This is a genomic window from Rhodopseudomonas palustris (assembly GCF_003031265.1).
GTDB lineage: Bacteria > Pseudomonadota > Alphaproteobacteria > Rhizobiales > Xanthobacteraceae > Rhodopseudomonas > Rhodopseudomonas palustris_H.
The window spans coordinates 2,364,719-2,390,250 of the sequence record NZ_CP019966.1; the positions used below are offsets into that span (position 1 = coordinate 2,364,719).

24 protein-coding genes are annotated in these 25,532 nt (G+C 65.4%); 21 read left to right on the forward strand and 3 right to left on the reverse strand.

The window, feature by feature from the left end; genetic code table 11:
* Positions 1-69 precede the first annotated feature (69 nt).
* The 6 genes from RPPS3_RS10910 to RPPS3_RS24485 all read left to right on the forward strand — a co-directional run bounded on the left by RPPS3_RS10910 (position 70) and on the right by RPPS3_RS24485 (position 3,639).
* A complete protein-coding gene (locus RPPS3_RS10910; RefSeq protein ID WP_107344090.1) occupies positions 70-402 on the forward strand; it encodes an antibiotic biosynthesis monooxygenase family protein in 333 nt (110 codons plus the stop codon).
* A gap of 16 nt (positions 403-418) precedes the next feature.
* Entirely contained in the window at positions 419-955 is a 537-nt protein-coding gene (hutX, locus tag RPPS3_RS10915; protein ID WP_107344091.1) for a heme utilization cystosolic carrier protein HutX, read from the forward strand.
* On the forward strand, positions 948-1,736 hold the full coding sequence (gene exbB / locus RPPS3_RS10920) for a tonB-system energizer ExbB (RefSeq protein ID WP_107344092.1): 789 nt from the start codon (positions 948-950) through the stop codon (positions 1,734-1,736). Before hutX ends, exbB begins: the two co-directional genes overlap by 8 nt.
* 5 nt (positions 1,737-1,741) lie before the next feature.
* Positions 1,742-2,179: a TonB system transport protein ExbD gene (gene exbD / locus RPPS3_RS10925; protein ID WP_107344093.1), complete on the forward strand. Its 438-nt coding sequence runs from the start codon at positions 1,742-1,744 to the stop codon at positions 2,177-2,179.
* Entirely contained in the window at positions 2,176-3,030 is an 855-nt protein-coding gene (locus tag RPPS3_RS10930) for an energy transducer TonB family protein (RefSeq protein ID WP_107344094.1), read from the forward strand. The genes exbD and RPPS3_RS10930 overlap by 4 nt, the downstream gene beginning before the upstream one ends.
* Before the next feature lie 324 nt (positions 3,031-3,354).
* The gene (locus tag RPPS3_RS24485; protein WP_159060667.1) at positions 3,355-3,639 is read left to right on the forward strand and encodes a hypothetical protein; all 285 of its coding nucleotides are present in this window, start codon (positions 3,355-3,357) and stop codon (positions 3,637-3,639) included.
* Between the two features lie 12 nt (positions 3,640-3,651).
* Here the strand turns inward: RPPS3_RS24485 and RPPS3_RS10940 are convergent, their stop codons facing one another.
* Positions 3,652-3,873, reverse strand: coding sequence for a hypothetical protein (locus tag RPPS3_RS10940; RefSeq protein ID WP_107344096.1), 222 nt, complete (start codon positions 3,871-3,873; stop codon positions 3,652-3,654).
* A gap of 165 nt (positions 3,874-4,038) precedes the next feature.
* Complete coding sequence (locus RPPS3_RS10945; RefSeq protein WP_107344097.1) at positions 4,039-4,845, reverse strand: sulfite exporter TauE/SafE family protein; 807 nt, start codon at positions 4,843-4,845, stop codon at positions 4,039-4,041.
* Positions 4,846-5,608: 763 nt separating this feature from the next.
* Between RPPS3_RS10945 and RPPS3_RS10950 the strand changes: the two genes are divergently transcribed.
* The 4 genes from RPPS3_RS10950 (at position 5,609) to RPPS3_RS10965 (ending at position 9,355) form a co-directional block, all read left to right on the forward strand.
* Positions 5,609-6,463, forward strand: a complete 855-nt coding sequence (locus RPPS3_RS10950; protein ID WP_234820178.1) for a transporter — start codon at positions 5,609-5,611, stop codon at positions 6,461-6,463.
* 127 nt (positions 6,464-6,590) lie between these two features.
* Positions 6,591-7,958 carry a hypothetical protein gene (locus RPPS3_RS10955; RefSeq protein WP_107344099.1) on the forward strand — a complete coding sequence of 456 codons (1,368 nt, stop codon included), beginning with the start codon at positions 6,591-6,593 and terminating at the stop codon, positions 7,956-7,958.
* A 4-nt stretch (positions 7,959-7,962) separates the two neighbouring features.
* On the forward strand, positions 7,963-8,754 hold the full coding sequence (locus RPPS3_RS10960; protein ID WP_107344100.1) for a hypothetical protein: 792 nt from the start codon (positions 7,963-7,965) through the stop codon (positions 8,752-8,754).
* 160 nt (positions 8,755-8,914) lie between these two features.
* Positions 8,915-9,355: a hypothetical protein gene (locus RPPS3_RS10965; RefSeq protein ID WP_107344101.1), complete on the forward strand. Its 441-nt coding sequence runs from the start codon at positions 8,915-8,917 to the stop codon at positions 9,353-9,355.
* A 49-nt stretch (positions 9,356-9,404) separates the two neighbouring features.
* Here the strand turns inward: RPPS3_RS10965 and RPPS3_RS10970 are convergent, their stop codons facing one another.
* The gene (locus RPPS3_RS10970) at positions 9,405-11,528 is read right to left on the reverse strand and encodes a hybrid sensor histidine kinase/response regulator (protein ID WP_107344102.1); all 2,124 of its coding nucleotides are present in this window, start codon (positions 11,526-11,528) and stop codon (positions 9,405-9,407) included.
* Positions 11,529-11,737: 209 nt separating this feature from the next.
* Here RPPS3_RS10970 and RPPS3_RS10975 point away from each other — a divergent pair, with 209 nt between their 5' ends.
* The 11 genes from RPPS3_RS10975 to RPPS3_RS11025 all read left to right on the forward strand — a co-directional run bounded on the left by RPPS3_RS10975 (position 11,738) and on the right by RPPS3_RS11025 (position 25,515).
* Positions 11,738-12,052 carry a c-type cytochrome gene (locus tag RPPS3_RS10975; protein ID WP_107344103.1) on the forward strand — a complete coding sequence of 105 codons (315 nt, stop codon included), beginning with the start codon at positions 11,738-11,740 and terminating at the stop codon, positions 12,050-12,052.
* 102 nt (positions 12,053-12,154) lie between these two features.
* Entirely contained in the window at positions 12,155-13,294 is a 1,140-nt protein-coding gene (locus RPPS3_RS10980; protein ID WP_107344104.1) for an acyl-CoA dehydrogenase family protein, read from the forward strand.
* A gap of 140 nt (positions 13,295-13,434) precedes the next feature.
* Positions 13,435-14,589, forward strand: a complete 1,155-nt coding sequence (locus RPPS3_RS10985; protein ID WP_107344105.1) for an acyl-CoA dehydrogenase family protein — start codon at positions 13,435-13,437, stop codon at positions 14,587-14,589.
* Positions 14,590-14,709: 120 nt separating this feature from the next.
* A complete protein-coding gene (locus tag RPPS3_RS10990) occupies positions 14,710-15,360 on the forward strand; it encodes a glutathione S-transferase family protein (RefSeq protein ID WP_107344106.1) in 651 nt (216 codons plus the stop codon).
* A gap of 163 nt (positions 15,361-15,523) precedes the next feature.
* Positions 15,524-16,348, forward strand: a complete 825-nt coding sequence (locus RPPS3_RS10995) for a helix-turn-helix transcriptional regulator (RefSeq protein WP_107344107.1) — start codon at positions 15,524-15,526, stop codon at positions 16,346-16,348.
* Between the two features lie 120 nt (positions 16,349-16,468).
* Positions 16,469-17,335, forward strand: a complete 867-nt coding sequence (locus RPPS3_RS11000; RefSeq protein ID WP_107344108.1) for a 3-keto-5-aminohexanoate cleavage protein — start codon at positions 16,469-16,471, stop codon at positions 17,333-17,335.
* 165 nt (positions 17,336-17,500) lie between these two features.
* Entirely contained in the window at positions 17,501-19,105 is a 1,605-nt protein-coding gene (locus RPPS3_RS11005) for an AMP-binding protein (protein ID WP_107344109.1), read from the forward strand.
* A 138-nt stretch (positions 19,106-19,243) separates the two neighbouring features.
* Positions 19,244-20,866 carry an acyl-CoA carboxylase subunit beta gene (locus RPPS3_RS11010; RefSeq protein ID WP_107344110.1) on the forward strand — a complete coding sequence of 541 codons (1,623 nt, stop codon included), beginning with the start codon at positions 19,244-19,246 and terminating at the stop codon, positions 20,864-20,866.
* Positions 20,863-22,845: an acetyl-CoA carboxylase biotin carboxylase subunit gene (locus RPPS3_RS11015; RefSeq protein ID WP_283812316.1), complete on the forward strand. Its 1,983-nt coding sequence runs from the start codon at positions 20,863-20,865 to the stop codon at positions 22,843-22,845. The genes RPPS3_RS11010 and RPPS3_RS11015 overlap by 4 nt, the downstream gene beginning before the upstream one ends.
* A gap of 136 nt (positions 22,846-22,981) precedes the next feature.
* Positions 22,982-23,761 carry an enoyl-CoA hydratase/isomerase family protein gene (locus RPPS3_RS11020; RefSeq protein ID WP_107344112.1) on the forward strand — a complete coding sequence of 260 codons (780 nt, stop codon included), beginning with the start codon at positions 22,982-22,984 and terminating at the stop codon, positions 23,759-23,761.
* Between the two features lie 215 nt (positions 23,762-23,976).
* Positions 23,977-25,515, forward strand: coding sequence for a class I adenylate-forming enzyme family protein (locus RPPS3_RS11025; RefSeq protein WP_107344113.1), 1,539 nt, complete (start codon positions 23,977-23,979; stop codon positions 25,513-25,515).
* Positions 25,516-25,532 lie beyond the last annotated feature (17 nt).

The following is a 25,532-nucleotide window of genomic DNA, read 5'->3' on the forward strand; positions in this document are numbered from 1 at the left end:
CTCCAATCGAAGCCTGAACGGCGCGCCAGAACAACAAGCCAGCAAACAACAAGCCAGCAAGGAGAGAAGATGTTCATCGCGATGAATCGGTTTCAAGTGAAACGCGGCGCCGAGCAGACCTTCGAGGAGATCTGGGCGACGCGGGAATCCTATCTCAGCGAGATGGACGGTTTCGTGGAGTTTCATCTGCTCAAAGGGCCGGTCGCGGACGACCACACCCTGTATGCGACCCACACCATGTGGGCCAGCAAGGCGGCGTTCGAGGCATGGACCACGTCCGACCAGTTCCGCCGTTCGCATGCGCGGGCCGGCAACGACACCGGGCAGAGCCTGTATCTCGGGCATCCGCGGTTCGAAGGGTTTGAAGTGATCCGTAGCGAGCGCAACGCCGCTGCGGCCTGAGATAAGGAGAGAAGTGATGGCGACTGCAGCGGCATCGGTGGTGTCCTCCGAGACCGGCGATCTTCGTGCCTATATGGCTGCCAACCCGGCCGCTGTGATCGAGGAGGTCGCCAAACAGTGGAACGTGTCGCCGCATGCGGTGATCGCGGCGCTGCCGGACGGCATGGCGCGGCTCGGTCCCGGTGACGGCTTCGTTGCTGCGATGAAGGACATCGCCACCTGGGGCGAGGTGACGCTGATCGTGCACACCGAGGACGCGATCTTCGAATTCACCGGCGAGGTGCCGCGCGGTGAGATCAGCCGCGGCTATTTCAACCTGATGCAGCCGAAGGGCCTTCACGGCCACTTGCGTCACGATCGTTGCGGCGCGCTGGCGTTCGTCGAGCGCCCGTTCATGGGCAAAGCGAGTGCCTTCGTGGCGTTCCTCAACCAAGACGGCGGCATCATGTTCAAGGTGTTTGTCGGCCGTGACGCCAATCGCGAGCTGCGCGTCGATCAGCTCGTCCGCTTCCATGCGCTCGCCAAGCAATTCAGCGAGGAACGCGGTGCGTAACTCCGAAGGCGCCGCGGCAGGGTGGGCGGGCGCGGCGCTCGCCGTCATCGCCGTGGCGCTGCCGGGGGATGCGTGGGCGGCTGCCGATCTGGCGACGCTGCCGCGCGACCTGTCGCCGTGGGGGATGTTCCTCGGCGCCGACGCGGCGGTGAAGACCGTGATGGTCGGGCTGGCGCTCGCGTCACTGGCGGCCTGGACGGTGTGGCTCGCCAAGTCGATCGAACTGCGCCGCAGCGTTGCGGTGGCGCAGCGGGGTCTCGACCGGCTGGAGAGCGAGATCACGCTGCAGCAGGCCGCGGCGGAGACCGCCGATCAGCATGACGCAGTGGCCCAAATGATCCAGACCGTCGATCGCGAGGCCAGCCTGTCGGGCGGTACCCATGACGAAGGTTTTCGCGAGCGCGTGGCGCTGCGGCTCGAGCGGGTCGAGGCGGCGGAAGCCCGCCGCGCCGCGATCGGCACCGGTCTGCTCGCAAGCATCGGCGCGGTGGCTCCGTTCGTCGGACTGTTCGGCACGGTCTGGGGGATCATGAACGCGTTCATCGGCATCTCGAAAGCCAACACCACCAATCTTGCGGTGGTGGCGCCGGGCATCGCCGAGGCGCTGCTCGCCACCGCGCTCGGGCTCGTCGCCGCGATCCCGGCAGTGGTGATCTACAATCATCTGACGCGGCGGGTGACGGCATATCGCGCGCTGCTCGGCGACGCGTCCACCCAATTGCTGCTGATGATCAGCCGCGAGGCGGCGCGTCCGCCGCAGCGCGCTCGCGTGGTGAGGTGAACCCGATGGCCGTCAAGCTTGCGAGCCGCCGCGGCGGCGAAGACGACATGGTCGAGGCGCACGAGATCAACGTCACGCCATTCATCGATGTGATGCTGGTGCTGCTGATCGTCTTCATGGTGGCGGCGCCGCTGGCGACCGTCGATGTCGGCGTCGATCTGCCGGCCAGCACGGCCGCGCCGCAGCCGCGGCCGGAGAAACCGGTCTTCGTGTCGCTGAGGCCCGATCTGTCGCTGGCGCTGGGGGAGGAGATGGTGCCGCGTGAGGGACTGACCTCGGCGCTCGACACCGCGACCGGCGGTAACAAGGACGAGCGGATCTTCCTGCGCGCCGACAAGGCGGTGAGCTACGGCGATCTGATGGCGGCGATGAATCTGCTGCGCGATGCGGGCTATCTGAAGGTGGCGCTGGTCGGACTCGACGGCCGCGCCGTTCAGCCGTGAACGCCCGCGCGCTGCACGACAGCGCGGCGGCGCAGGGCGCGTCGCGGTGGCTGCTGTCGGCGGCGGTGATCGTCGGCGTGCACGCGGTGGCGGTGGCAGCCGCGTTGGCGTACTACGCGCAAGTGCCGCCGCCGGGCGAACCGCTGGCTGCAATCATGATCGATCTTGCGCCGATGACGGCATCGCCGCAGCCGAGCCCGCTCGATCTGCCACCGGGCCCGGAGATGCAGGAGGCGGAGGCGCCGCAGTCGGAACCCGAGCCGGTGCAGCACACCGCCGCAGTGCCCGAAATCGCACCAACCCCGATCCAACAGAACGCCGAGGTGCCGCTGCCGCCGGAGGCGAAGCCGTCACTCCCGGACAAGCCCGAAGCGGTGAAGCTCGAAAAGCCCGAGCCGGCGAAGCCGAAGCCGGAGCGGCCAAAGCCGGAGAAGCGCGAGCGCGTCGTCAAACAGAATTCGTCGGACCGTCCGCCGGCGCCGCGAACCAGCGCGCCGCAACGTGCCGAACGCCGCGCCGCCGACGCGATGGCGGCGCTTGCCGGCGCCCAGGCGGCAGCCGCGATGCTGCCGAGCTATCGTCAGCGCCTCGCGGCTCATCTGCAGCGCTTCAAGCGCTATCCGACCGAGGCCCGCGCCAGCGGCGTGCAGGGCACTGCGACCTTGAGCTTCACCGTCGGCCGCGGCGGGCAAGTGCTGAGTGCAAGGCTCGCGCGCTCCTCCGGCCACCCTGCGCTCGATGCCGAAACGCTGGCGATGGTCAGCCGTGCCCAGCCGCTGCCGCCATTCCCGCCGGAGATCACCCAGGCTTCGCTGAATTTCAGCGTGCCGGTCAACTTCTCCGTCAGGTAGTTCGTCGCGGGAGCGATCAATCACCGCTCGATGGGCGCTTCACAGGTCGAGTGAAGAGCGCTGCCTTCGCCAAGGTACGGCCCCTCATCTAAAAGCCGGAGCGTCTTGAAGGATGAGAAGCCGCAGCATCCTGCAGCACATGATCTAGGACGGTTCGTCGCGCCTCGTCATCATGAGGCTGTTGTGAGCACGGGCAATCGCAGTACTGATTTTGATCAACAACAGAGCAATTCTAATCACAGCTCATGCTGCTAAACGCGGCAGATGACAGTTGTCGGAATTTGCGCCGGATGCTTGCAGATTGGAACTATTCAGGCTGCCTTGATGACAAAACTACCGCCGTGGATTGCGCGAACTATGCATGTAGTTGCGCGCACGGGGCTCGGCGGGTTCGGGCTGCCGAACATGTTACGAAGTCATGCGGAGCTGATGATGATGAATTTCGATCCGGAGCACGAATCCAAACAGATGGAAACGTCCGAAGCGGCCGGCGCACAGTCCGAACCGTCAGGCGTGGCGATGCGGGTGTGGGCCCGGCATCGCCTGCGTGAACTGGCGGAAAGCGGCCGCCTCGGCATGGGTTCGGAGCGTGCACGCCGTCGTGGCTGAACGCTGCGCAAACTAAGCCCGCTGCGACGCGGTCCGTGTTGGATCGACGCGAATCTCTGAAGCGCCATTGGCGCAGCGGCTCGCGGCGGTCTGCGCGGCGATCAGCGAATCGAACGATTGACGCTCCAGCGCGTGGAAGTCGCGGTGCGCTGCGAAGAAGCAGTAGCTGTCTCCTTCGCGGACCAGGATCCCGGCGGTGCGGGCGCGGACTTCGATGACGCAGGCGTCGGACATTGCATCTCACCGGAATTTCCGGTGCCTTCCTGTAGTCTCGATCGCGCGGCGGTGGAATGCGGCGCGATCGAACGCGTGGCTGTTCAATCGTGACGCTTCGCAACGCGGTGCCTGCCCAAACGTTCCGCAATTTGCGCGGCGATGCGGCGCTTCAACGCGTTGGTCTCAGAACAGCAGGCTTTTCAGTCCCGCAGCGAACAGAACGGCTGCCAGCGCGATCTGCAGTTTTCGTCCCGACAGCTTGCCGGCGGACAATCCGCCGGCGATCACTGCGGGAATGGAACCGGCCAGCAGGCTAACAAGAATGTGCCAATCGACCATGCCGGCGGCCAGGTAACCTGCGCCTGCGACCATCGCGAGCGGGATGGCGTGGGCGAGGTCGGTCGCCACCAGCCGATGCGGCAGCAGCCGTCGCGGATAGAGATACAGCAGCAGCACGGTGCCAAGCGCGCCGGCACCGATCGAGGTCAGTGCAACCAGCGCGCCAAGCACGGCTCCGGCCAGGATGGTCAGCGACGTCCGGTTCGGGGCCGGCCGCTCGATATCGGATGTCGCCGGATTCAAGGCTGCGATCAGCCGTGGTGCGAACACGATGCCGAGTGCAGTGAGGATCACCACCACGCCGATGGTCTTGGTGAGCCACTGCGTGCGCCCGACCGGATCGGACAAGGCGACGATCGCAACGACGAGGCCGGCCGCAGGCAGGCTGCCGGCCCATAGCCGGGTAACGATGCCCCAATCGATGTGACCTCGGCGATTATGTACGGCGGCACCGATCAGCTTGGTGATCGCCGCGAACCACAGATCGGTGGCGATTGCGACATGCGGGGCGATGCCGAAGATCAGCAGCAACAGCGGCGTCATCAGCGCGCCGCCCCCAACCCCGGTGAGGCCGACGACGAAACCGGTCACCGCGCCTGCAAGTGCGTAGTTCGGATCGATCGTGATCCCTTCAAAACCCGTCAGTTCCACGCCTCCTGCGCCCGGTGAATCGCGCGGCCTCAGTTTTACGCGGTCCGCCTGTGCAGCGGCAACGCGCTATCCCGGTTCCGTCTGTACGCCGAAGTACATGATGGTCATCGAAAGATGGCGGGGTAGGGAGTGTCGGTATTTATACCTGGGTGTTGATTTCGGCCTAATTTTCTCGGTGCGATCGCGCACGATCGGTTAGTAAGCCTGGAACCACTTGAAGCGATGGCGCTTTCGCTCGCCGACCAGGGCATGCAAGGGATTTGTCAGACAGGACCCTCCACGTCGGCCAGCCATCGGCCCGCGGATCCTGCCGTCACCGCCGAGACCTCCCCGGTTGGCGATGACTGGCCTCGGGGCTCCCCCGCCAGCCCCGGGGCCGACCTGTCTGTGCAAAACCACCGAGCCTAGAAACGCCCCGCTCATTATTTGCAATTGATTTGCAATTGCAAATAAGTCAACCTGCTCATGCTGGGCAAGTTTCATCAGGCATTGGACCTTGCCGCAGCCTCGACCCGCTTTCGCCGAGACACATCAATGACGCAAGCTGCGGGCCGGGATCACTGAGCGAATGGGATTTGGGCACCAGAGAGAAACGGCGATGGCGAGCGGGCGGGCAGCGGTGAGGCGAGGGCGGAAGGCTGACAGCTTTGCGTCACGCCGAGGCCGCGGACATGCCGCGCGCTCGTTCGCAGCACTGCTAGCCGGGACCATGCCGGTCGCCGCCGAGGAGGCGCAAAGCTGGCGGGGCCACGCACCCTCGTGGTTGCCATCGCTCTCTCACGCAGTCACCGACAAGCCGGAGACCGTGCCGGGCAGTCATCATGCCGAGGGTGTCGACACCGAACACATCTTCGGTTTCACCATGGGCTCGGATATCGGCCAGCCCGGCGAAATCGAGGTCGAGCTCGAGAATGTCGCTGGCTTCGGCAAGCGCGGCGGCAGCTACGCCACCTTGGCGACGCTTACCCAGGTCAAATACACAGTGAACGATCGTCTCCGCATCGCGCCCGGCTTGGCGCTCGGTGCCCAGCGCATCGATGCGGTTCCCGGCTATGACGACCGCCGCCATCTATCGTTCAACGGTGCCGGTTTCGAAATCCGCTACAAGCTGATCGACCGTGAGGTTGCGCCCTTTGGCCTGACGCTGCACGCGCAGCCCGGCTGGAGCCGCGTCGATGAAGCGAGCGGCGTGCGGATCGAGCAATACGGCGCGGAATTTGCCGCACTGCTCGACCGCGAACTGATCAAGGACCGGCTGTTTGCCGCCTTCAACGTCTGGTACGGCACCGGCGCCACACGTCAGCTTTCGACCGGCGCGTGGGGCCATGATTCCGAACTGCAGCTTCACGGCGCGCTGTCTTATGCCTTCGCTCCTGGCTTCGTCGCCGGCGTCGGGCTGCGTTATCTGCGCGCCTATGATGGCGGCGGGCTCGATCGCTTCGCCGGCGATGCCGTCTTCGTCGGCCCGACCTTTTCCTATGCGATCACGCCGACGCTAGGTGTCTCTGGAACCTGGCAGGTGCAGGTCTCAGGCCAATCGCTCGGCGACATCCGGCCTTTGAACCTCGATCACTTCGAACGTCACCAGGCGATGCTGCGGCTGAACGCGCACTTCTGAACACTTAGCTCGTGATCAGGCGCGCGCGGTCGGTCACCATAATCTGGTCCAACTCCATAACTAACAGTCGCAGGTGAAACGCGGGGGCGTTGGCCGTGCGCAGCATGCGCACATTGTGGATGTCCAGATGCCCGAAGCCGCTCCTCCGGCCGCAAGTTCCCCCTCGCTCTCGTCCTCTTCACCCGCATCATCTCTCGTCCCCGCATCGCTGTTGCTGTCGCGCGGCGTGGTTCGGCTCGAAGTGATGCTGAAGCTAACCACTGCGATCCTGGCGCTGGCCGCCGGCGTCTATACCTATCTCGGGGTGCGCGACCTGCTGAACGGCAGTGCCACCACGGTGTTCTTCGCCGCGCTGATCTATTCAGTCGCAGTGTCGGTCGGCATCTACGCCTTCTGGGTGTTCCTGATGCAGTTCATGCCACACGTCGTCGATCGCGCCGGTCGCTGGCTGATGTTCGGATGCATGCTGCTCGGCTCGCTGATGATCGTGGCGATGTCGTCTTGGCTGAATGCGTCGGCGCTGGCCGGCGCTGCGGCGATCCGGCAGCATCTGGCGATCACCGTGCAGGACTACACCCGCGATCTCGATGCCGCCAACACCAACGCCATCGCTGCGCAAGGGCTGCTGCCCGATATCCAGATCGCCGCATCGCGCTTTGCCAAGCTGGCGGAAGCCGAGCGCACCGGATCGCTCACCGGGACCTCCGGCTCCGGCACTGTGGTGCAGTTAATGACCCAGATGTCGAGCCAGCTCGACAGTCTCGGCAAGGAGGTTGAAGCCTCCGGCAAGCGCGTCTCGACGCTGTTCGAAGAGGGCGGCAGGCACCTCGCCAAGATGCGAGAGCTGGTGTCCGACCGCGGCCCGATCGGCGAGCGCAGCGACGGCTTCGCGACCGAGTCCCTGGCTTTGATGGGCGTGATCGCCAATCTTCAGCAGACCTCGGTGGCGCCGGCGGTGAAGCGGGCTGCGACCTCGCTGTCATCATCGTTCATCGCCCCGGCCGCGAGCGGCCGTAGCCTCGATCTTGCCGATCGGCAGACGGCGGTGGTCGGCAAGGTGGAAGGCGCCGTGGCGGCGCAGGCTACGTCACTCGCGGCGGCGGCCGATGCGATCCTCGACCGACCGAAGATCGAGCCGGCACGATTCCAGGCGATGTCTCCGGCCGAGGCGGTGTTGCGCTATGCCGGTGACTTCATCCCGAGCTGGGCCGGCGCGATCTCGATCGACCTGATGCCCGCCGTGCTGGTGTTGATCCTCTGCGTCGTGCACAGCGCGATCCGCCGCGAAGGGCTGCCCGCCTCGCACGCATCCACCATGACAGCGGCCGAACTGATGGCGGCGCTGAGGATGGCGCGCGAAGTGGAGCAGGCGAGCCGTGCGGCTGCTGACCCGGCCACTCCGATCGTGACGGATCAGCCTGCGCCAGTCGTCGAACCTGCGGCTGCGACCGACGAGAACGTCACCGCGCTGGCCTCGGCGCGTCACGTCAAGTAGCCGCATGGCCACGCTGTCGCAGCGCGTTCACCTCTGGCTGTCCGGCAATCCGGAAGATGCGGTGCTGCGCCTGATCTTTCGGCTCCTGATCGTCACCACGATTGCGGCGCTCGGCTACGATCTCGCCGGCACGCAAGCCGGCCGAGACAGCGACACGAGCCAGGAGACCGCGCCTTTCAGTCTGCCGTCACTGCCTGCAGTGCTGTCGCCATGGCTGCCCGACGGCGACCGGCTGACGCCGTTGCCGCAACCCGGCGGGGAGCTCAGCCGGCCGATGACGTTCGAACTCGGCAGCGGTGGCCGCCTCCAGGCCAGCGGCACGATCGCGCCGGGCAGCGCCGAGGCGTTCGGCAAGGAACTCGCCCGCTACGGCGAGTACATCAAGACCGTGGTGCTGAATTCGCCTGGCGGCTCGGTGTCCGATGCGCTGGCGATGGGCCGTCTGATCCGCGACCGCAAGCTCGCCACTGAGGTCGAAGCCGGTAAGACGTGCGCGTCTTCCTGCCCGCTGGTGCTGTTTGGCGGCACCGAGCGCCGGGTTGGCGCCAAGGCAGCGGTCGGCGTTCATCAGGTGTTCGCGGTGAAGAGTACCGAGGTCGCTGCGCCGCGCGACCAGATGAGTGACGCCCAGCGCATCTCGGCGCGCTGCCTGCGCTATCTGCGCGACATGGGCATCGACCTCGAAGTCTGGACCCGTGCGATGGAAACGCCGAAGGATCGGTTGTTCGTGTTCAAGCCGGACGAGCTGACCAAATACGGCATCGTCACCGTCGCCGCAGCGCCCGCCAAGTCATAGCCTCGGACCTTAGCCACTGCGACTTTTCGTCGGGTTCCGGCTTCCGCTTCCTGGCGTACATAGATTCTGCGTGTGCTGGGGCTTCGGAGGGCAGGGTTCCCGCAACTTTTGCAAAACGCTGCGGTTATCCGCCACATCAACGGCTCAGAGGATGTGCTCCATGACAAAGACTGCGTTGGTTCTAGGTACCGTCGCCACCCTTGCCGCCGCGACCGTCGCGGCTCCGGCTCCGGCTGAAGCGCGTGGCGGCATCGGTCCGTTCATCGGCGGTCTCGCCGCCGGCGCGCTGATCGCAGGCGTGGCGACCAATGCCTACGCTTATGGTCCGGGCTACGGCTACTATGGCGGCGGTCCGTACTACGGTGGCTATGGCTACGGCCCGCGTTACGTCGGCTACTACGGTGGTCCGGCCTATTACGGCGGCGGCTGGGGTTGGGGCGGCCCACGCTACTACTACCGGCCGCGTCCGGTGTATTACGGCTACCGCTCTTACTACCGGCCGTATCGCGCCTATGGCGCCTACGGCGGGCCCGTGATCCGAGCCGGTTTCGGTCCCGGCTGGGGCGGCCATCGCCACTGGCATCACCACCGTCATTGGTGAGCGTGCGTTTTGAGCTGCGCGGGGTGATTGGCTCCGCGCAGCGGCGGGTTCACACAGGCGCCGTGCCCGGGACGCCTTGCAGCGCCTGGGTGAGCGCCGCTCGCATGTCCTCCAGCGCGTACGGCTTTTGCAGCAGGGCGAAACCTTCGCTCAGAGCCGATGCCGAGCGGTCGCTGTAGCCGGACGCCAGCACGACCGGCGTCTCGGGATGATGCTCCCGGATCAGCCGCGCCAGCTCGAGCCCGCTCATGCCGGGCATCACGATATCGCTGAACACCAGATCGATGTCGCGCCGGCGATTGAGCACCTCGATCGCCGCCTCGGCACAGTTCGCCGGCACCACGGTGAAGCCGCACTGCACGGCGTAGTCCGCCGCCACCGACGCCACGTCGGGGTGATCTTCCACCAGCAATAGCGTCTTAGGCTTGCCGGATCGCGGCACGGCAAGGGTCGGTAGCGGATCGTCGCTGCCGAGGGCCTCCGTCGAGAGCGGCAGGAACAGATCGAACCGCGTGCCGCGGCCGAGTTCGCTGTCGACCGTGATCGCGCCGCTCGATTGCTGCACGAAGCCGTAGATCTGGCTGAGGCCGAGGCCGGTGCCGCGGTCGACCGGCTTGGTGGTGAAGAACGGCTCGAAGATCCGCTCGCGGATGTCGTCCGGGATGCCGACGCCGGTGTCGGCAAACGACAGAATGGCGTAGTTTCCGCTGAGCCGGCGTGGACCGAAGTTCTTCAGCGTCTCGGTGCGGATCGAGATGGTGATCCGGCCGCCGTCGGGCATCGCGTCGCGCGCGTTCAGGGCGAGATTGAGCAGCGCGATCTCGAACTCGTTGGGGTCGATCATCACCACCACCGGTTCGTGCGGAGGATCGATCACGATTCCGATGTCGCTGCGAACCGATTGCCGCAGCACATCGGCGAACTTGGTCACGGCGTCGCCGAGGTCGACCGCCTTGGCGGCGACGTTGTGGCGGCGCGAGAACGACAGCAATTGCCGAGTCAGGGCGGTGCCCTTGGCGACCGCCGAGTCGATCATGTCGAAGCTGCGGATGTCCTGCAGATCGCTGTGCCGTCGCCGCAGCTTCTGCACCGAGCCGCCGACCACCATCAGCAGGTTGTTGAAGTCGTGCGCGACGCCGCCGGTGAGGCGCCCGAGCGACTCCAGCCGCTGCGACTGCTTCAGCGCATTCTCGGCGATATGGCGGCGGTCGGCTTCTTCGTACAGCTTCTGCGTTCGCCGCATTGCCAGCAGCACGATCGCGATCAGGGCTGCGGTGGCCGGCAGGCCGACCAGCAGATAGGCGCCCATCTGCGCCTGCCACGCCGCGCGGATCGCGCTCGTCTCCAGGCCGGCGAACACATAGACCGGCAAATTGGGCAGCTTGCGGAATGCGACGCGTCGCTCGACGCCGTCGATCGACGACACCGTGGTCATCCGGCCCTCGCTGTGGCCTTCGCGGATTGCCTGGCCGACGATCCCGTCCGGCTTCACGGCGGTGTCGGTGCCATCGATTTCGGGCATCCGGGCGAGGATCGCGCCGTCGTCGCGCACCAGCGAGGCGAAGCTGCCTTCATCGCGGCCGACCTTGGCGTAAAAGCCTTCGAAATAATCCGGCAGCACCGAGGTCTGAATGACGCCGGCGAAGCTGCCATCCGGCGCGTTGCGGCGCCGGCTGACGCTGAAGAACAGTGCGCCGTCGAAAGGAGGCCGCGGCTGCAGCACTCGGCCGACATAAAGGCCGATGTCTTTGTCGACATGCACCCGGAAATAATCGCGGTCGGACAGGTCCGACCTCGGCGACGGGAACTGCATGGTGTTGATCAGCGGCCGTCCGGTCTTGTCGAAGATCCACATCGACTTGATCTGCTCGGAACCGCCGATCAGACGGTTCAAGCGAGCGTGCAGTGTGGCTTCGTTCGCACGGATCTCCTCGTCCGACATGCCGCGCACGATCTCCGACGTCTCGGCGATCGAACGCTGCACCGACTCGAAGATCTTCAGCGCATGTTCGGTGATGATGTCGCGCGTCTTGTCGATCTGGCGATCGGCATTGGCTTCGTTGGTGCGATACGACAGCCAGGAGGCGTAGCTGAACAGCGCGATCGGCAGCACAACGGATGCGACCAGGATCGCGCGGAGCAACCGCAGCGAATCACGTTGTGCGGTCAGCATGGGCAGGGGAGGTCCGAAGCAGGGCCATGAGCGCTGGATTATGCACCTTTCGGGACCAAGGGAAACTGCCGCAATGACAGGCGATGCGGGAACTCTCAGGATACCCGCCGATCGGCCATCTATCGCCCCACCGCCGCTTGAAGTAAACAGCGGAACTTTCTGATTTGCCTCGGCGGCGGCGCCGCCTGGCAGAACACAAGGGATTGCCGATGCGCGCTGTCACTTTGGGCCTGTCGTTGCTGCTGATCGCCGGCGCCGGACGCGCGCTTGCGGCCGATGCCGAAAATGGTGAGACGCTGGCCAAGCGCTGGTGCACCAGCTGCCACGTCGTCTCCGACCAGCAGCGCAAGGGCACCGACATGGCGCCGTCGTTCGCGGCGATCGCCTCGCAGGCCAACTTCAACGAAGAGAAGCTGGCGTTCTTCCTGCTCGAGCCGCATCCGAAGATGTCCAACATGGCGCTGAGCCGCGACGAGACCAAGGATCTGGCGGCCTATATCGCGCAGCAGAAGCACCACCACTGACCCGCCGTTCGCCGCGCGCAGCGGTCAGCGCCTCGACGCAAGGCGGTTCAGGGCTTTCCCGGCATCCTCGCCGTCAGCATGGGCTGACCGCGGGTGCGAGGATTGACCAACTCACCATTCTACAATGCCGACCACATCGCGTTTCGCGACGTGATCCGGCGTTTCGTCCAGAATGAAATCGAACCGTTCGCCACCGAATGGGACGAGGCCGGTGGTTTCCCCCGCGAACTGTACGAGAAGGCCGCGGCGATCGGGCTGCTGGGCCTCGGCTTTCCGGAAGAATACGGCGGTACGCCGTGTGATCAGTTCATGTGGATCGTTGCCACCCAGGAATTAGCGCGGGCGGCGGCCGGCGGCGTCAGCGCCAGCCTCAACAGCCATTCGATCGGCGCGCCACCGATCGCACGCGCAGGTTCTCCTGAATTGAAGGCGCGGGTGCTGCCCGAAATTCTCTCTGGCAAGAAGATCTCGGCGCTGGCGATCACTGAACCCTCCGGCGGCTCCGACGTCGCCAACCTGCGCACCCGCGCGGTGCGGGACGGCGATCACTACGTCGTCAATGGCGAGAAGACCTTCATCACCTCCGGCATGCGCGCCGACTACATCACCACCGCAGTGCGCACCGGCGGCGACGGGCCGGGCGGCGTCAGTCTGCTGCTGATCCCCGGCGATACGCCCGGGCTGACCCGGACGCCGCTGAAGAAGATGGGGTGGTGGGCGTCCGACACCGCGACGCTGCACTTCGACAATTGCCGCGTGCCGGCCGCCAATCTGCTCGGCACCGAAGGCGCCGGCTTCATGATCATCATGATGAACTTCAATAGCGAGCGGCTGACGATGGCGGCGGGCTGCATCGCCGCCTCAAAAGTCTGCCTCGACGAGGCGACAGCTTACGCCAAGCAGCGCGTCACCTTCGGCAAGCCGCTGGTGAAGCATCAGGTGATCCGCCACAAGCTGGTCGATATGGCCCAGAAGATCGCCGCCTCGCAGGCGATGCTCGAACTGCTCGCATGGCGCGTCGATCAGGGCGAGAGCCCGATCGCCGAAATCTGCATGCTGAAGAACCAGGCGACGCAGACGATGGCGTTCTGCGCCTCGGAAGCGGTGCAGATCTTCGGCGGCGCCGGCTATATGCGCGGCGTCAAGGTCGAGCGGATCTATCGCGACGTCAAAGTCAACGCCATCGGCGGCGGCACCGAGGAAATCATGAAGGACCTCGCCAGCCGGCAGATGGGGCTTTAGCCTCACATCGTCATTCCGGGCCGCGCGGAGCGCGACCCCGGAATCCCGAGGTGACAACGATAAACGAAAATAACGAGCGAGATTCCGGGTTCGCCCCGCGCCTGCGGCGTGGGCCCCGGAATAACCAGGGAAGAAACCAGATGTTGTTCACTGCCGACCACGACGAACCGCGCCGCATTCTGCAGAAATTTATTCAGAGCGATATCAATCCCCACGTCGACGAGTGGGAGAACGCCGGCATCTTCCCGGCGCACGACTTGTTCAAAAAGCTCGGCGATCTCGGCTTCCTCGGGCTCAACAAGCCGGTCGAATATGGCGGGCAGGGGCTGGATTACTCTTACGCGCTGATGATGGCGGAGGAGCTCGGCGCAATCAATTGCGGCGGCGTGCCGATGGCGATCGGCGTGCAGACCGACATGGCGACGCCGGCGCTGGCCCGGTTCGGCTCTGACGAGCTGCGCAAGGAGTTTCTGGCCCCGTCGATCGCCGGTGACTACGTCGCCTGCATCGGCGTGTCGGAGCCGGGTGCGGGCTCGGACGTCGCCTCGATCAAGACCACGGCGAAATCTGATGGCGACGACTACGTGATCTCCGGCGGCAAGATGTGGATCACCAACGGCACCCAGGCCGACTGGATTTGCCTGCTGTGCAACACTGGTGAGGGGCCGGTGCATCGCAACAAGTCGCTGATCTGTGTGCCGATGAAGACCAAGGGCGTCACCATCGCACGCAAGCTCGACAAGCTCGGCATGCGCTCGTCCGACACCGCTCAGATTTACTTCGACGAGGTGCGGGTGCCGAAGCGCAACCGGATCGGCGAGGAGGGTAAGGGCTTCACCTATCAGATGGTGCAGTTCCAGGAGGAGCGGCTGTGGGGCGCGGCGGCTTGCCTCAAGGCCCACGAGAAGACGATCCAGAACACCATCGAATACACCCGCGGCCGCAAGGCGTTCGGCAAGCCGCTGCTCGATAACCAGGTGATCCACTTCCGTCTCGCCGAGCTGCAGACCGAGGTGGAACTGCTGCGCTCGCTGGTGTATCGCGCCGCCGAGGCGCTGGTCGCCGGCGAAGACGTCACCCAGCTTGCCACCATGGCCAAGCTGAAGGCCGGCCGTTTGGGCCGCGAGATTCCCGACGCCTGCCTGCAGTTCTGGGGCGGCATGGGCTTCATGAACGAAACCCTGGTAAGCCGCTCATATCGCGACAGCCGCCTGACCGCGATCGGCGGCGGCGCCGACGAGGTGATGCTCGGCATTCTGTGCAAGATGAACGGCACGCTGCCGGGGAAGGCCTAGACTAGGTCGAGATAAACCGTCGTCATTGCGAGCGAAGCGAAGCAATCCAGTCTCGTGCACTGAAGTGGATTGTTTCGTCGCCTTGCTCCTCGCACTGACACTGCAAAGGGAGCGAACACCATGATCACGCTGTATCACTGCCATGGCGCGCGGTCGTTTCGGCCGTTGTGGATGCTGGAGGAGATGGGGCTCGCATACGAGCTGAAGATGCTGCCGTTTCCGCCGCGGGTGTTCGCCAAGGAGTATCTGGCGATCAATCCGCTCGGCACCATCCCGTTCATGATCGACGGCGACACCAAGATGACGGAGTCGTCCGGCATCTGTCAGTATCTCGGCACGCGCCACGGTCCGACGCCGCTGGTGGTTGCTGTCGACGATCCGGCCTATGGCGCGTATCTCAACTGGATGTTCTTCTCCGACGCGACGCTGACCTTCCCGCAGACGCTGGTGCTGCGCTACGGCACGCTGGAGCCGAACGAGCGGCGTCAGCCGCAGGTGGTCGAGGACTATGCCAAATGGTTCTTGGGCCGGCTGCGCGCGGTCGAGGCCGCGGCGGGGCACGGCGACTATCTCTGTGCCGGCCGGTTTACTGCCGCCGACGTGGTCAACGGCTATGCCCTGCGGCTCGCCAGCAATCTCGGCCTGGCCAAGGATTTCGGCCCAAACGTCACCGCCTATTGGGCCCGGTTGCAGCAACGTGAAGGCTATCAGCGGGCGCTGGAGGCCGAAACCCGCGCCGGCGAGGCCCAGCAGGTGCCCAAACGGGCGTGAAATCATTCACTTAAGCTCCGGCGCAGTTTCCCGCCGGAGCTGGAACTCCGCGTCATCTCGCCCGGTGACAACGTCCCGGGTTGCTGTATTGTCTAGGTGCTCCGCGAAGAGGGCACCCGCAGAACCATGCGGCAACGGGCGACAACCCGCCCCGGGAGGAACGATGACGAACGACGCCTGTCCGGAATCCGGGCATCTGATGCTGATCAGCCCGGAACGGGTGTTTTATGCCGGCCTGCTGGGCCGCCCGCGACGCCGCACCAGCGGCGGTTACGCGATCTATGTCTCGATGCAGGGCACCTTGCGGGTGACGATCGAAGGCCGCCCCGAACAGGTCGGCGCGGTGGCGTTCGTGCCGCCTTATCTGCCGCATAATGTCGAATCGGATTCGCGCTGCATCATCAGCCTGATCATCGAGCCCGAAACGGTGCTGCCGGGGCCGATGGCGGCACTCGGCGTGCGGATCGGCGGAGCGGGCGCGATGGCGCTGGCGAGCCGGATCCGGCAGGCCTATGGAGCGCTGGTTGCGGTCGGGCGCCGCAACGGCTTCACCACCACCGAATTCGACAATCTGTTTTTCGGCGAGCCGCTGGCTGCCCGTGCGATTGATCGCCGCGTTGCTCGCGCGATCGCCCGCCTCAACGACGTCGGCACCGACACGGTCACGGCCGAGGATTGCGCCAGCGCCGCCAACCTGTCGCAGTCGCGCTTCCTGCATCTGTTCAAGGACGAGACCGGGGTGTCGTTCCGCGCCTTCCGCGCCTGGAAGCGGGCGCGGCATCTGCTGCACTTCGTCAACTCCGACATCAACCTCGCGCATCTGGCGCAGGACATCGGCTATCCGGACTCGACGCACTTCAGCCATTCGATCCGGCGGTTCTACGGTTTGCAGCCGCGCGCGATCTTCTCCGGCTCGCGCGATCTGGCGATTTGGCGCAGCGATCCGCAGAGCATGCGCGTCGCTGAACTGCGGCACGGCCGCACCTGATCAGCGCACTCAGCGCGTCGGCGCAAGATACGCCGACGCGCGCTCAGCATCATTCTGCCCAACATGGTTCGCGTCGCAATCGCATGCGGCGCTACAGCAACCTGAAAGGGCTGGAAACGAATGAGCGACAAGGCGGTGATCACCTGCTCGCTGAACGGCGTGCTGACAGATCCGAAGCAGCACCATGTGCCGGTGACGCCGGAACAGATGGCCCGCGAGGCCAAGGCGGCTTACGACGCCGGCGCCGCGATCGTTCACATCCATCTGCGCGATCAGCGCCCCGACAAGGGCCATCTGCCGAGCTGGGACGTCAACGTCTCGCGCGAGATCCAGCAGGCGATCCGCGAAGCCTGCCCGGGCATCATCATCAATCACACCTCCGGCACCTCGGGACCGAACTACCAGGGCCCGCTCGCCTGTATCCGCGAGACCAAGCCGGAGATCGCCGCCTGCAACGCCGGTTCGCTCAACTATCTCAAGGTCAAGGCCGACAACAGCTGGGCCTGGCCACCGATGATGTTCGATAACGCGGTCGAGAAGGTGCAGGACTTCCTCGATGCGATGAAGGACGCCGGCACCATCCCGGAATTCGAGTGCTTCGACGTCGGCATCGTGCGCTGCGTCGGCATGTATGTGCAGACCGGGATGTACTCCGGTCCGCTCGAATACAACTTCGTGATGGGCGTCGCCTCCGGCATGCCGGCCGATCCCGAACTGCTGCCGATCCTGCTCAAGCTGAAGCGCCCCGAGGCGCATTGGCAGGTCACCGCGATCGGCCGTGCCGAAATCTGGCCGCTGCATCAGGCCTGCGCCGATCTCGGCGGTCATCTGCGGACCGGGCTCGAGGATACGTTCTATCTGGCTAACGGCGAGAAGGTGACTTCGAACGGCCAGCTGATCGAAGAGATCGCCGGCTGCGCCCGCCGGGCCGGGCGTGAGATTGCCTCGCCCGAAGAGGCGCGCAAGATCTTTGGTGTGCTGCACTAATCACGAGTGATTCCGGGGCGCGCGTAAGCGCGAACCCGGAATCCCGAGATGTTCTGCCACCGTCGAGATTCCGGGTTCGCCGCTGCGCGGCGCCCCGGAATGACAACCGATAAGCATCGCACATCAAGCAGCCGGAAGAGCTGCCTCACCTCGAGGGAGTGAACCATGACCAGTCTTGAAGCGACCGGCGGCGTGCCGGGACCGGGGCGGATCGGCCGCGTGGCGATCGGCGACATCTTGCGTAAATCGGCGCGGCGGTTTCCGGACCGCGTCGCGCTCACCGACGGTGGCCGCAGCGTCACCTACACCGAGCTCGAACGCGATGCCAACCGCTTTGCCAACGCGCTGGTGGCGCGCGGGCTGAAGCCGGGCGCCAAGATCTCGACGGTGTGCAACAACTCGATCGAGTTCGTCAAAGCGCTGTTCGGCATTCACCGCGCCGGTCTGGTCTGGGTGCCGATCAACACCATGCTCGGCCCCGACGACATGGGCTACATCCTCGACCACGCCGGTGTGAAGGTCGCGGTGATCGACGACAATCTGCACGGCCAGCCGGAGCGCCGCGCTGCCCTGGAAGCGCGCGGCATCGATCTGATCGCGATCAACCTGGCCGGCAAGGCCGCCGACACCGGCCTGCCAGTGTTCGACCAACTGATCGAGGGCCAATCCGAGATTGAGCCGGACGTGGCGTTCGATGATCGCGATCTGGCGATGATCATCTACACCTCGGGCACCACCTCGCGGCCGAAGGGCGCGATGCACTGCCATCTTGCGGTCACCATGGCGGTGATGAGCAACGCGATCGAGATGCAGCTGTCCCGCAAGGACGGCATCACCGGGCAGTTTCCGCTGTTCCACTGCGCCGCCCACGTGCTGCTGCTGAGTTATCTGATCGTCGGCGGCAAGATGGCGATCATGCGCGGCTTCGATCCGGTCGCCTGCATGGAGGCGATCCAGCGCGACAAGCTCACCGTGTTCATCGGCCTGCCGCTGATGTATCAGGTGATCCTCGATCATCCTCGGCGCAAGGAGTTCGATCTCTCGAGCCTGCGCTGCTGCATCTACACCATGGCGCCGATGCCGCGGCCACTGCTCGAGCGCGCCATCGCCGAGCTGTGCCCGACTTTCGTCCAACCCTCGGGGCAGACCGAGATGTATCCGGCCACGACGATGTCGCAGCCGGACCGCCAGCTCGCGCGATTTGGCAATTACTGGGGCGAATCCACGATCGTCAATGAAACCGCGATCATGGACGATTCCGGCAATCTGCTAGGCGTCGGTGAGGTCGGCGAGATCGTACATCGCGGTCCCAACGTGATGCTCGGCTACTACAAGGATCCCGATGCCACCGAAGCGGCGCGCAAATTCGGCTGGCACCACACCGGCGATTTGGCGCTGATCGACGAGCACGGCGAGGTGCTGTTCCTCGACCGCAAGAAGGACATGATCAAGTCCGGCGGCGAGAACGTTGCGTCGATCAAGATCGAGGAGACGCTGTTGGCGCATCCGGCGGTGATGAACGCAGCGGTGGTCGGACTGCCGCATCCGCAATGGGGCGAGGCGGTGTCGGGTTTCGTCAAGCTCAAGCCCGGTGCGGCTGCGACCGAGGCCGAGATCATCGAGCACTGCAAGAAGCATCTCGGCGGCTTCCAGGTGCCGAAGCTGCTGCGCATCGTCGACGAAATGCCGATGACCGCGACCGGCAAGCTGCGCAAGGTCGAGCTGCGCAATGCGTTCACCGATTACTTCATGATGGAAAAGACGGGGTGAACCCCAAGCACGGTCATTCCGGGGCACGTCGCAAAACGGCGTGAACCCGGAATCCAGACGTTCAGGGCACATCGAGATTCCGGGTTCGCGACCTGCTGTCGCGCCCCGGAATGACGGAAACGACTAAGGGAAGCGTGAATGGCAATCATCGAATCCACCGTAGCGCCGGGGAGTGAGGGCTTCAGGGCCAATCGCGACGGCATGCTGGCGCTGATCGAGCGGATGCGGATGCTGGAGGCGAGGGCGCGGACGCTGTCCTCCGCCTCCGCCGAGCGCTTCCACAAGCGCGGGCAATTGCTGCCACGCGAGCGCGTCGCGCTGGTGCTCGATCCCGGTACGCCGTTCCTCGAACTGTCGACGCTCGCCGGCTACATGTTCGACACCGCCAACGCCGACAAGAGCGTGCCGGGCGGCGGCGTGATCGGCGGCATCGGCTATGTTGCCGGCATCCGCTGCATGATCAGCGCCAACGATTCCGGAATCGACGCCGGCGCGCTGCAGCCGTTCGGCCTCGACAAGACGCTGCGGATACAGGAATTGGCGCTGGAGAACAGGCTGCCGTTCGTGCAGCTGGTCGAAAGCGCCGGGGCCAATCTGCTGCGCTACCGCGTCGAGGACTTCGTTCGCGGCGGCAACATCTTCCGCAATCTGGCGCGGATGTCCGCCGCCGGGCTGCCGGTGGTGACGGTGACGCACGGCTCGTCCACGGCGGGCGGTGCGTATCAGACTGGCCTGTCTGACTACATCGTGATGGTGCGCGGCAGGACCCGGGCGTTTCTCGCAGGCCCGCCGCTGCTCAAGGCTGCGACCGGAGAGATCGCCACCGAGGAAGAACTTGGCGGCGCCGAGATGCACACCTCGATCTCCGGCCTTGGCGATTACCTCGCCGAAGACGATCGCGACGCGCTGCGGATTGCGCGCGACATCATGGCCGGGCTGCCGTGGGATCGCTCCGGACCAGGGCCGGATCCTGCGACCTATCAACCGCCGCTGTACGATCCCGAGGAACTGCTCGGCATCATGCCGATGGATCACAAGCGCCCGGTCGATATGCGCCAGGTGATCGCGCGGATTGTCGACAACTCCGACTTCACCGAAATGTCGCCGAACTATGGTCCCGCCACGGTGGTTGGCCAGGCGCGGATCGCCGGCATGGCGATCGGTATCATCACCAATAACGGCCCGCTCGATCCGGCCGGTGCCAATAAGGCGACGCACTTCATCCAGGCGTGCTGCCAGTCGAAGACGCCGATCCTGTATCTCAACAACACCACCGGCTATATCGTCGGCCGCGCCTACGAAGAAGCCGGCATGATCAAGCACGGCTCGAAGATGATCCAGGCGGTGACCTCGGCCACCGTGCCGCAGATCACGATCTATTGCGGAGCCTCGTTCGGCGCCGGCAATTACGGCATGTGCGGCCGCGGCTTCCATCCGCGGTTCTGCTTCTCGTGGCCGAACGCCAAGACCGCCGTGATGGGCGGCGAGCAGGCCGCCGAGACCATGGCGATCGTCGCCGAAGCCGGCGCGGCGCGGAAGGGCGTGCCGGTCGATCGCGACAAGCTGGATCAGATGAAGGCCGGCATCACCGCGGTGTTCAACGGCCAGATGGACGTGTTCGCGACCTCGGCCCGGATGCTCGATGACGGCGTGATCGATCCGCGCGACACCCGCGCTGTGCTCGCCGAAGTGCTGGCGATCTGCCGCGAGAGCGAAGCGCGCGAGCCGCAGCGCATGCAGTTCGCGGTGTCCCGGCCATGAGTGTGACTCGTATGTTGAAGCTGACGCCTTTCTCCAAGATCCTGATCGCCAACCGCGGCGAGATCGCGCTGCGGGTGATGCGTAGTGCCCGCCGGCTCGGCTATGGCGTGGTCGCGGTGTATTCCGACGCCGATGCCGACGCCGCGCATGTCCGCGCCGCGGATGAAGCGGTGGCGATCGGCGGTGCGCAGCCGTCGCAGTCGTATCTCAACATTCCGGCGATCATCCAAGCAGCGAAGACGGCAGGCGCCGACGCGGTGCATCCCGGCTACGGCTTCCTCGCTGAAAATGAAGACTTCGCCGCAGCCTGCCGCGATGCGGGGCTGGTCTTTATCGGACCGTCGGCGGAATCGATTGCCGCGATGGGCAACAAAGCCGGTGCCAAGGCGATCATGATGAAGGCAGGTGTGCCATGCGTGCCGGGCTATCAGGGCGAAGATCAAAGCGATGCTGCGATGATCCGCGAAGCCGAGCGGATCGGCTTTCCGATCATGATCAAGGCGGTGGCGGGCGGCGGTGGCCGCGGCATGCGGCTGGTGACGGACGCCGCGGCGCTGCCCGACGCGCTGCGCAGTGCACGCTCGGAAGCGCAAAGCGCGTTCGGTGACCCAACCGTGATCCTGGAGCGCGCGATCCTGCAGCCGCGCCACATCGAGATCCAGGTGTTCGGCGATCGCTACGGCGGCGCGATCCATCTCGGCGAGCGCGACTGCTCGGTGCAGCGCCGGCACCAGAAGCTGATCGAGGAGGCGCCGTCGCCGGCGGTGTCGGAAGCTTTGCGCGAGCAGATGGGCACTGTTGCCGTGAATGCCGTCAAGGCGATCGGCTACGAAGGTGCCGGCACGCTGGAGTTTCTGCTCGACGGCGAAGGCAACTTTTACTTCATGGAGATGAACACCCGGCTGCAGGTCGAGCATCCGGTGACCGAAGCGATCACCGGGCTCGATCTGGTCGAGCTGCAGCTGCGGATCGCCGCCGGCGAACCGCTGCCGTTGCGCCAGGACGACGTGACCTTCAAGGGTCACGCCATTGAAGTACGGCTGTGTTCGGAGGATGCCGACCACGACTTCATGCCTCAATCGGGGCGGATGGCGCTGTGGCGGATGCCGGGCGAACTGCGTGTCGAGCACGCGCTGCAATCGGGTGCGGAGATCCCACCGTATTACGACTCGATGATCGCCAAGGTGATCGCGGTCGGCGCCAGCCGCGACGAAGCGCGGCGCAAGCTGATCCACGGCCTCGACGGCACCATCGCATTCGGCGTCACCACCAATCGCGGCTTCCTCGCAGCCTGCCTGCGCCACAAGGTATTCGCCGCCGGGGAGGCGACCACGGCGTTCATCGCACAGCATCGCGGCGAATTGGTGCGGTCGCTGGCAGATGATGCAGTACCGGCCACTGCGGTCGCGGCGCTGTTGCTCTACGTCACCGATCGCTACGCGCCACCGCATCGGCCCGGCCGGTCGCTCGCGGCGGTGTTTCCGACCCGGCTCAAGTTCGAGCTCGACGGCGCGGAGCAGGCTTGCGAGGTGGTGCGTGAGCGCGACGGCAGCTACGTCGTGAGCCAGGAGGGGCAATCGATCAGCTTTGTGATCGAGGAGCTGTCGGCTGGCGGCATCCGCTTCCAGGCCAAGGGCCTCGGCGAGTCCGCGGTGTTCCACCGCGACGGCGACCGGCTATTCGTGCAGCGACTCGGCGTTCAGAACAGCATCGTCGACCTGACCCGCGCGGCGCCGCAAAGTGCGGCGCGCGGTGGCGGCGACGGCAAGCTGCGCGCGGCGCTCAATGGCCGCGTCGTCGCGGTGCTGGTCAAAGCCGGCGACCGCGTCGAGGCGGGCCAACCGGTGCTGACGCTGGAAGCGATGAAGATGGAGCACGTGCACACAGCGCCTGGCTCTGGCATCATCACGATTGATGTCGCGGAGGGCGAGCAGGTCACCGCCGGCCGCATCGTCGCCGAGATCGAAGCGGCGACGTGAGTTTGAGCACAGAACATGCCCGTCATTAAACATGCCCCGTCATTGCGAGCGAAGCGAGGCAATCCAGGCTCCGTGCTCGGAGCTGGATAGCTTCGTCGCTTCGCTCCTCGCAATGACGGCTTAAGGACATACGACCATGAGCAACGACGTCGTGATCATCGAGAAGCGCGAAAGCGCGCTGTGGATCACCATCAATCGTCCCGACAAACGCAACGCCATCAATGCCGGCGTAGTCGAGGGCATCACCCGCGGTTGGAAACAAGCGCATGACGACGCCGAGGTGCGGGTGATCGTGCTCACCGGCGCGGGCGACAAGGCGTTCTGCGCCGGCGCCGACCTGCAATCGACCGGGGCAGCGTTCTCGTTCGATTTTTCAAAGCCAAATGTCGACTACGCCGATCTGTTGCGATTGGCGCAGAACGCGACCAAGCCCTCGATCGCTCGCGTCAACGGCACCTGCATGGCCGGCGGCATGGGTCTGCTGTGCATGACCGACATGGCGGTGGCGGCCGACAACGTGCAGTTTGGGCTTCCGGAGGTGAAGGTCGGCGTGTTCCCGATGCAGGTCATGAGCCTGCTACAGGACATCGCGCCCCGGCGTCTGATCGCCGAATGGTCGCTGACCGGCGAGCCGTTCGATGCGGCGACGGCGCGAGAGGCCGGATTGCTGAACTACGTGGTGCCGGCCGCCGAACTCGACGCCAAGGTCGAGTGGCTGGCGAAGCGGCTGACCGACAAGTCACCGACCGCAATCCGCCGCGGCAAATACGCCATGCGCGCCATCGCCTCGATGTCGTTCGACGAAAGCATCGCCTATACCGAAAGCCAGATCGCACTCTTAGCGATGACCGAGGACGCCAAGGAAGGCCTCAAGGCGTTCGCCGAAAAGCGCAAGCCGGTGTGGCCGGGGAAGTGACCGCCGCAGGCGGTCATTCCCGGGCGCGCACAACCTCTCCAGAGTCATTCCGGGGCGCTCACGAAGTCAGCGAACCCGGAATCTCGGCGGTGCCCTGAATATCGAGATTCCGGGTTCGCGAGCTGCGCACGCGCCCCGGAATGACAAGCGGATGGTGTGATGACCTAGCAGCCACGCTGCACCCAAGCGGCGGGCGTGACCAGGGAGAAACGACGATGCTGGCATCCGAGATGATCCGGCGCGGCGCGGTATATCACGGGCCGAAGACGGCGGTGATGTTCGGCGATCAGCGCATGACCTTCACCGAGGTCGATCTGCTGTCGAACCGCATCGCCAACGTCTTCATCAACACCTTCAAGCTCGATGTCGGCAGCCGGGTCGGGATGCTGCTGAACAATTCGATCTACACGCTGCCGATCGATTTCGGCTTCGTCAAATCGCGGCTGTCGCGGGTGCCGCTGAATTCCCGTCTGTCGCTGGTCGAACAGCAGCAGATGCTGGAAGGTGCCGGCGTCGATATCCTGATCCACGGCACCGACTTGACCGACCGCGCCCGCGAACTGGCGCAGGCGATGCAGCGCCTGAAGCTGATCAGCATCGGCAGCGCGGAGGCGGACGACCTGCTGCAGCTGGCCAAGGCGCAGTCCGATGCGCCACCGGCGCGGCGCTGTGAGCCCGATGACATCGTCATCACCATCTTCACCTCGGGCACGACCGGCAAGCTCAAGGCCGTCGAGCACACCCAGGCGAGCTGGGCCGCGATGGCCACCAATGTGCTGATCAATATGGAGGTCGGCGAGGGCGACGTGATGCTGCACGCCGCCTCGATGATCCACGCCTCGGGCTGTTTCATCGTGCCGCATTGGCTGCGCGGCGGCGTCGCCGCGGTGCTGCCCGGCTTCACGCCGGCAAGCTATCTGGACGCGGTCGAGCGCTGGAAGCCGACTGCGCTCAATCTGGTGCCGACCATGATCGGCATGCTGCTCGATCATCCAGGCATCGAGCAGGCCGACTTTTCGAGCGTCAAGCGCATCATCTACGGCGCCTCGCCGATGCCGCGGCCGGTGATGCAGCGGGCGCTCAAGCTGTGGGGCCCGCGGTTCGCGCAGTATTACGGCCAGTCCGAAGCGCCGATCTTCATCACCCATCTGACCCAGCAGGATCACGTCGGCCCGAAGGCCGAGCAGCGGCTCGCCTCCTGCGGCCGGCCGTCGATCGATTGCGAGGTCAAACTGGTCGATGAAGCCGGCGAGGAGGTCGCGCCGGGTGAGGCCGGTGAGATCGCGTTGCGGACGCCGTTTGCGATGAAGGGTTATTACAACGCGCCCGAGCTGAACGCGCAGATGTTCCTGCCCGACGGCTGGCTGCGCACCCGCGACGTCGGCCGCTTCGATGAGGACGGCTATCTGTATTTGGTCGACCGCACCTCCGACATGATCGTGTCGGGCGGCTACAACGTCTATCCGCGCGAGGTCGAGGACGCACTTGCGGCGCATCCGGCGGTGCGCGAGGTGGTAGTGGTCGGGCTACCCGACGACAAATGGGGCGAGAGCGTCGCGGCCTTCGTGGCACTGCGCACCGGCGCCAGTGCCGAGGAGGCCGAGCTGATCGCTTTCGCGCGCGAGCGGGTGGCGAGCTACAAGGTGCCGAAGCAGGTGCGGTTCATCGACGAGGTACCGAAGAGCCCGGTCGGCAAGCTGCTGCGCCGCGCGGTGCGCGATCCCTTCTGGCAGGGCCGCGAACGCAAGATCTGAGGGTTAACAAGATCTGA

Bases quoted from the DNA above. Each gene is read 5' to 3' on its own strand.
- RPPS3_RS11000 (WP_107344108.1), top strand. From the start codon at position 16,469: ATGAGCGACAAGGCGGTGATCACCTGCTCGCTGAACGGCGTGCTGACA.
- RPPS3_RS11025 (WP_107344113.1), top strand. From the start codon at position 23,977: ATGCTGGCATCCGAGATGATCCGGCGCGGCGCGGTATATCACGGGCCG.
- RPPS3_RS10985 (WP_107344105.1), top strand. From the start codon at position 13,435: ATGTTGTTCACTGCCGACCACGACGAACCGCGCCGCATTCTGCAGAAA.
- RPPS3_RS10975 (WP_107344103.1), top strand. From the start codon at position 11,738: ATGCGCGCTGTCACTTTGGGCCTGTCGTTGCTGCTGATCGCCGGCGCC.
- RPPS3_RS11005 (WP_107344109.1), top strand. From the start codon at position 17,501: ATGACCAGTCTTGAAGCGACCGGCGGCGTGCCGGGACCGGGGCGGATC.
- RPPS3_RS11015 (WP_283812316.1), top strand. From the start codon at position 20,863: ATGAGTGTGACTCGTATGTTGAAGCTGACGCCTTTCTCCAAGATCCTG.
- hutX (WP_107344091.1), top strand. From the start codon at position 419: ATGGCGACTGCAGCGGCATCGGTGGTGTCCTCCGAGACCGGCGATCTT.
- exbD (WP_107344093.1), top strand. From the start codon at position 1,742: ATGGCCGTCAAGCTTGCGAGCCGCCGCGGCGGCGAAGACGACATGGTC.
- RPPS3_RS10990 (WP_107344106.1), top strand. From the start codon at position 14,710: ATGATCACGCTGTATCACTGCCATGGCGCGCGGTCGTTTCGGCCGTTG.
- RPPS3_RS10995 (WP_107344107.1), top strand. From the start codon at position 15,524: ATGACGAACGACGCCTGTCCGGAATCCGGGCATCTGATGCTGATCAGC.
- RPPS3_RS10965 (WP_107344101.1), top strand. From the start codon at position 8,915: ATGACAAAGACTGCGTTGGTTCTAGGTACCGTCGCCACCCTTGCCGCC.
- RPPS3_RS11010 (WP_107344110.1), top strand. From the start codon at position 19,244: ATGGCAATCATCGAATCCACCGTAGCGCCGGGGAGTGAGGGCTTCAGG.
- RPPS3_RS10960 (WP_107344100.1), top strand. From the start codon at position 7,963: ATGGCCACGCTGTCGCAGCGCGTTCACCTCTGGCTGTCCGGCAATCCG.
- RPPS3_RS10910 (WP_107344090.1), top strand. From the start codon at position 70: ATGTTCATCGCGATGAATCGGTTTCAAGTGAAACGCGGCGCCGAGCAG.
- RPPS3_RS11020 (WP_107344112.1), top strand. From the start codon at position 22,982: ATGAGCAACGACGTCGTGATCATCGAGAAGCGCGAAAGCGCGCTGTGG.
- RPPS3_RS24485 (WP_159060667.1), top strand. From the start codon at position 3,355: ATGACAAAACTACCGCCGTGGATTGCGCGAACTATGCATGTAGTTGCG.
- RPPS3_RS10955 (WP_107344099.1), top strand. From the start codon at position 6,591: ATGCCCGAAGCCGCTCCTCCGGCCGCAAGTTCCCCCTCGCTCTCGTCC.
- RPPS3_RS10940 (WP_107344096.1), bottom strand. From the start codon at position 3,873: ATGTCCGACGCCTGCGTCATCGAAGTCCGCGCCCGCACCGCCGGGATC.
- RPPS3_RS10970 (WP_107344102.1), bottom strand. From the start codon at position 11,528: ATGCTGACCGCACAACGTGATTCGCTGCGGTTGCTCCGCGCGATCCTG.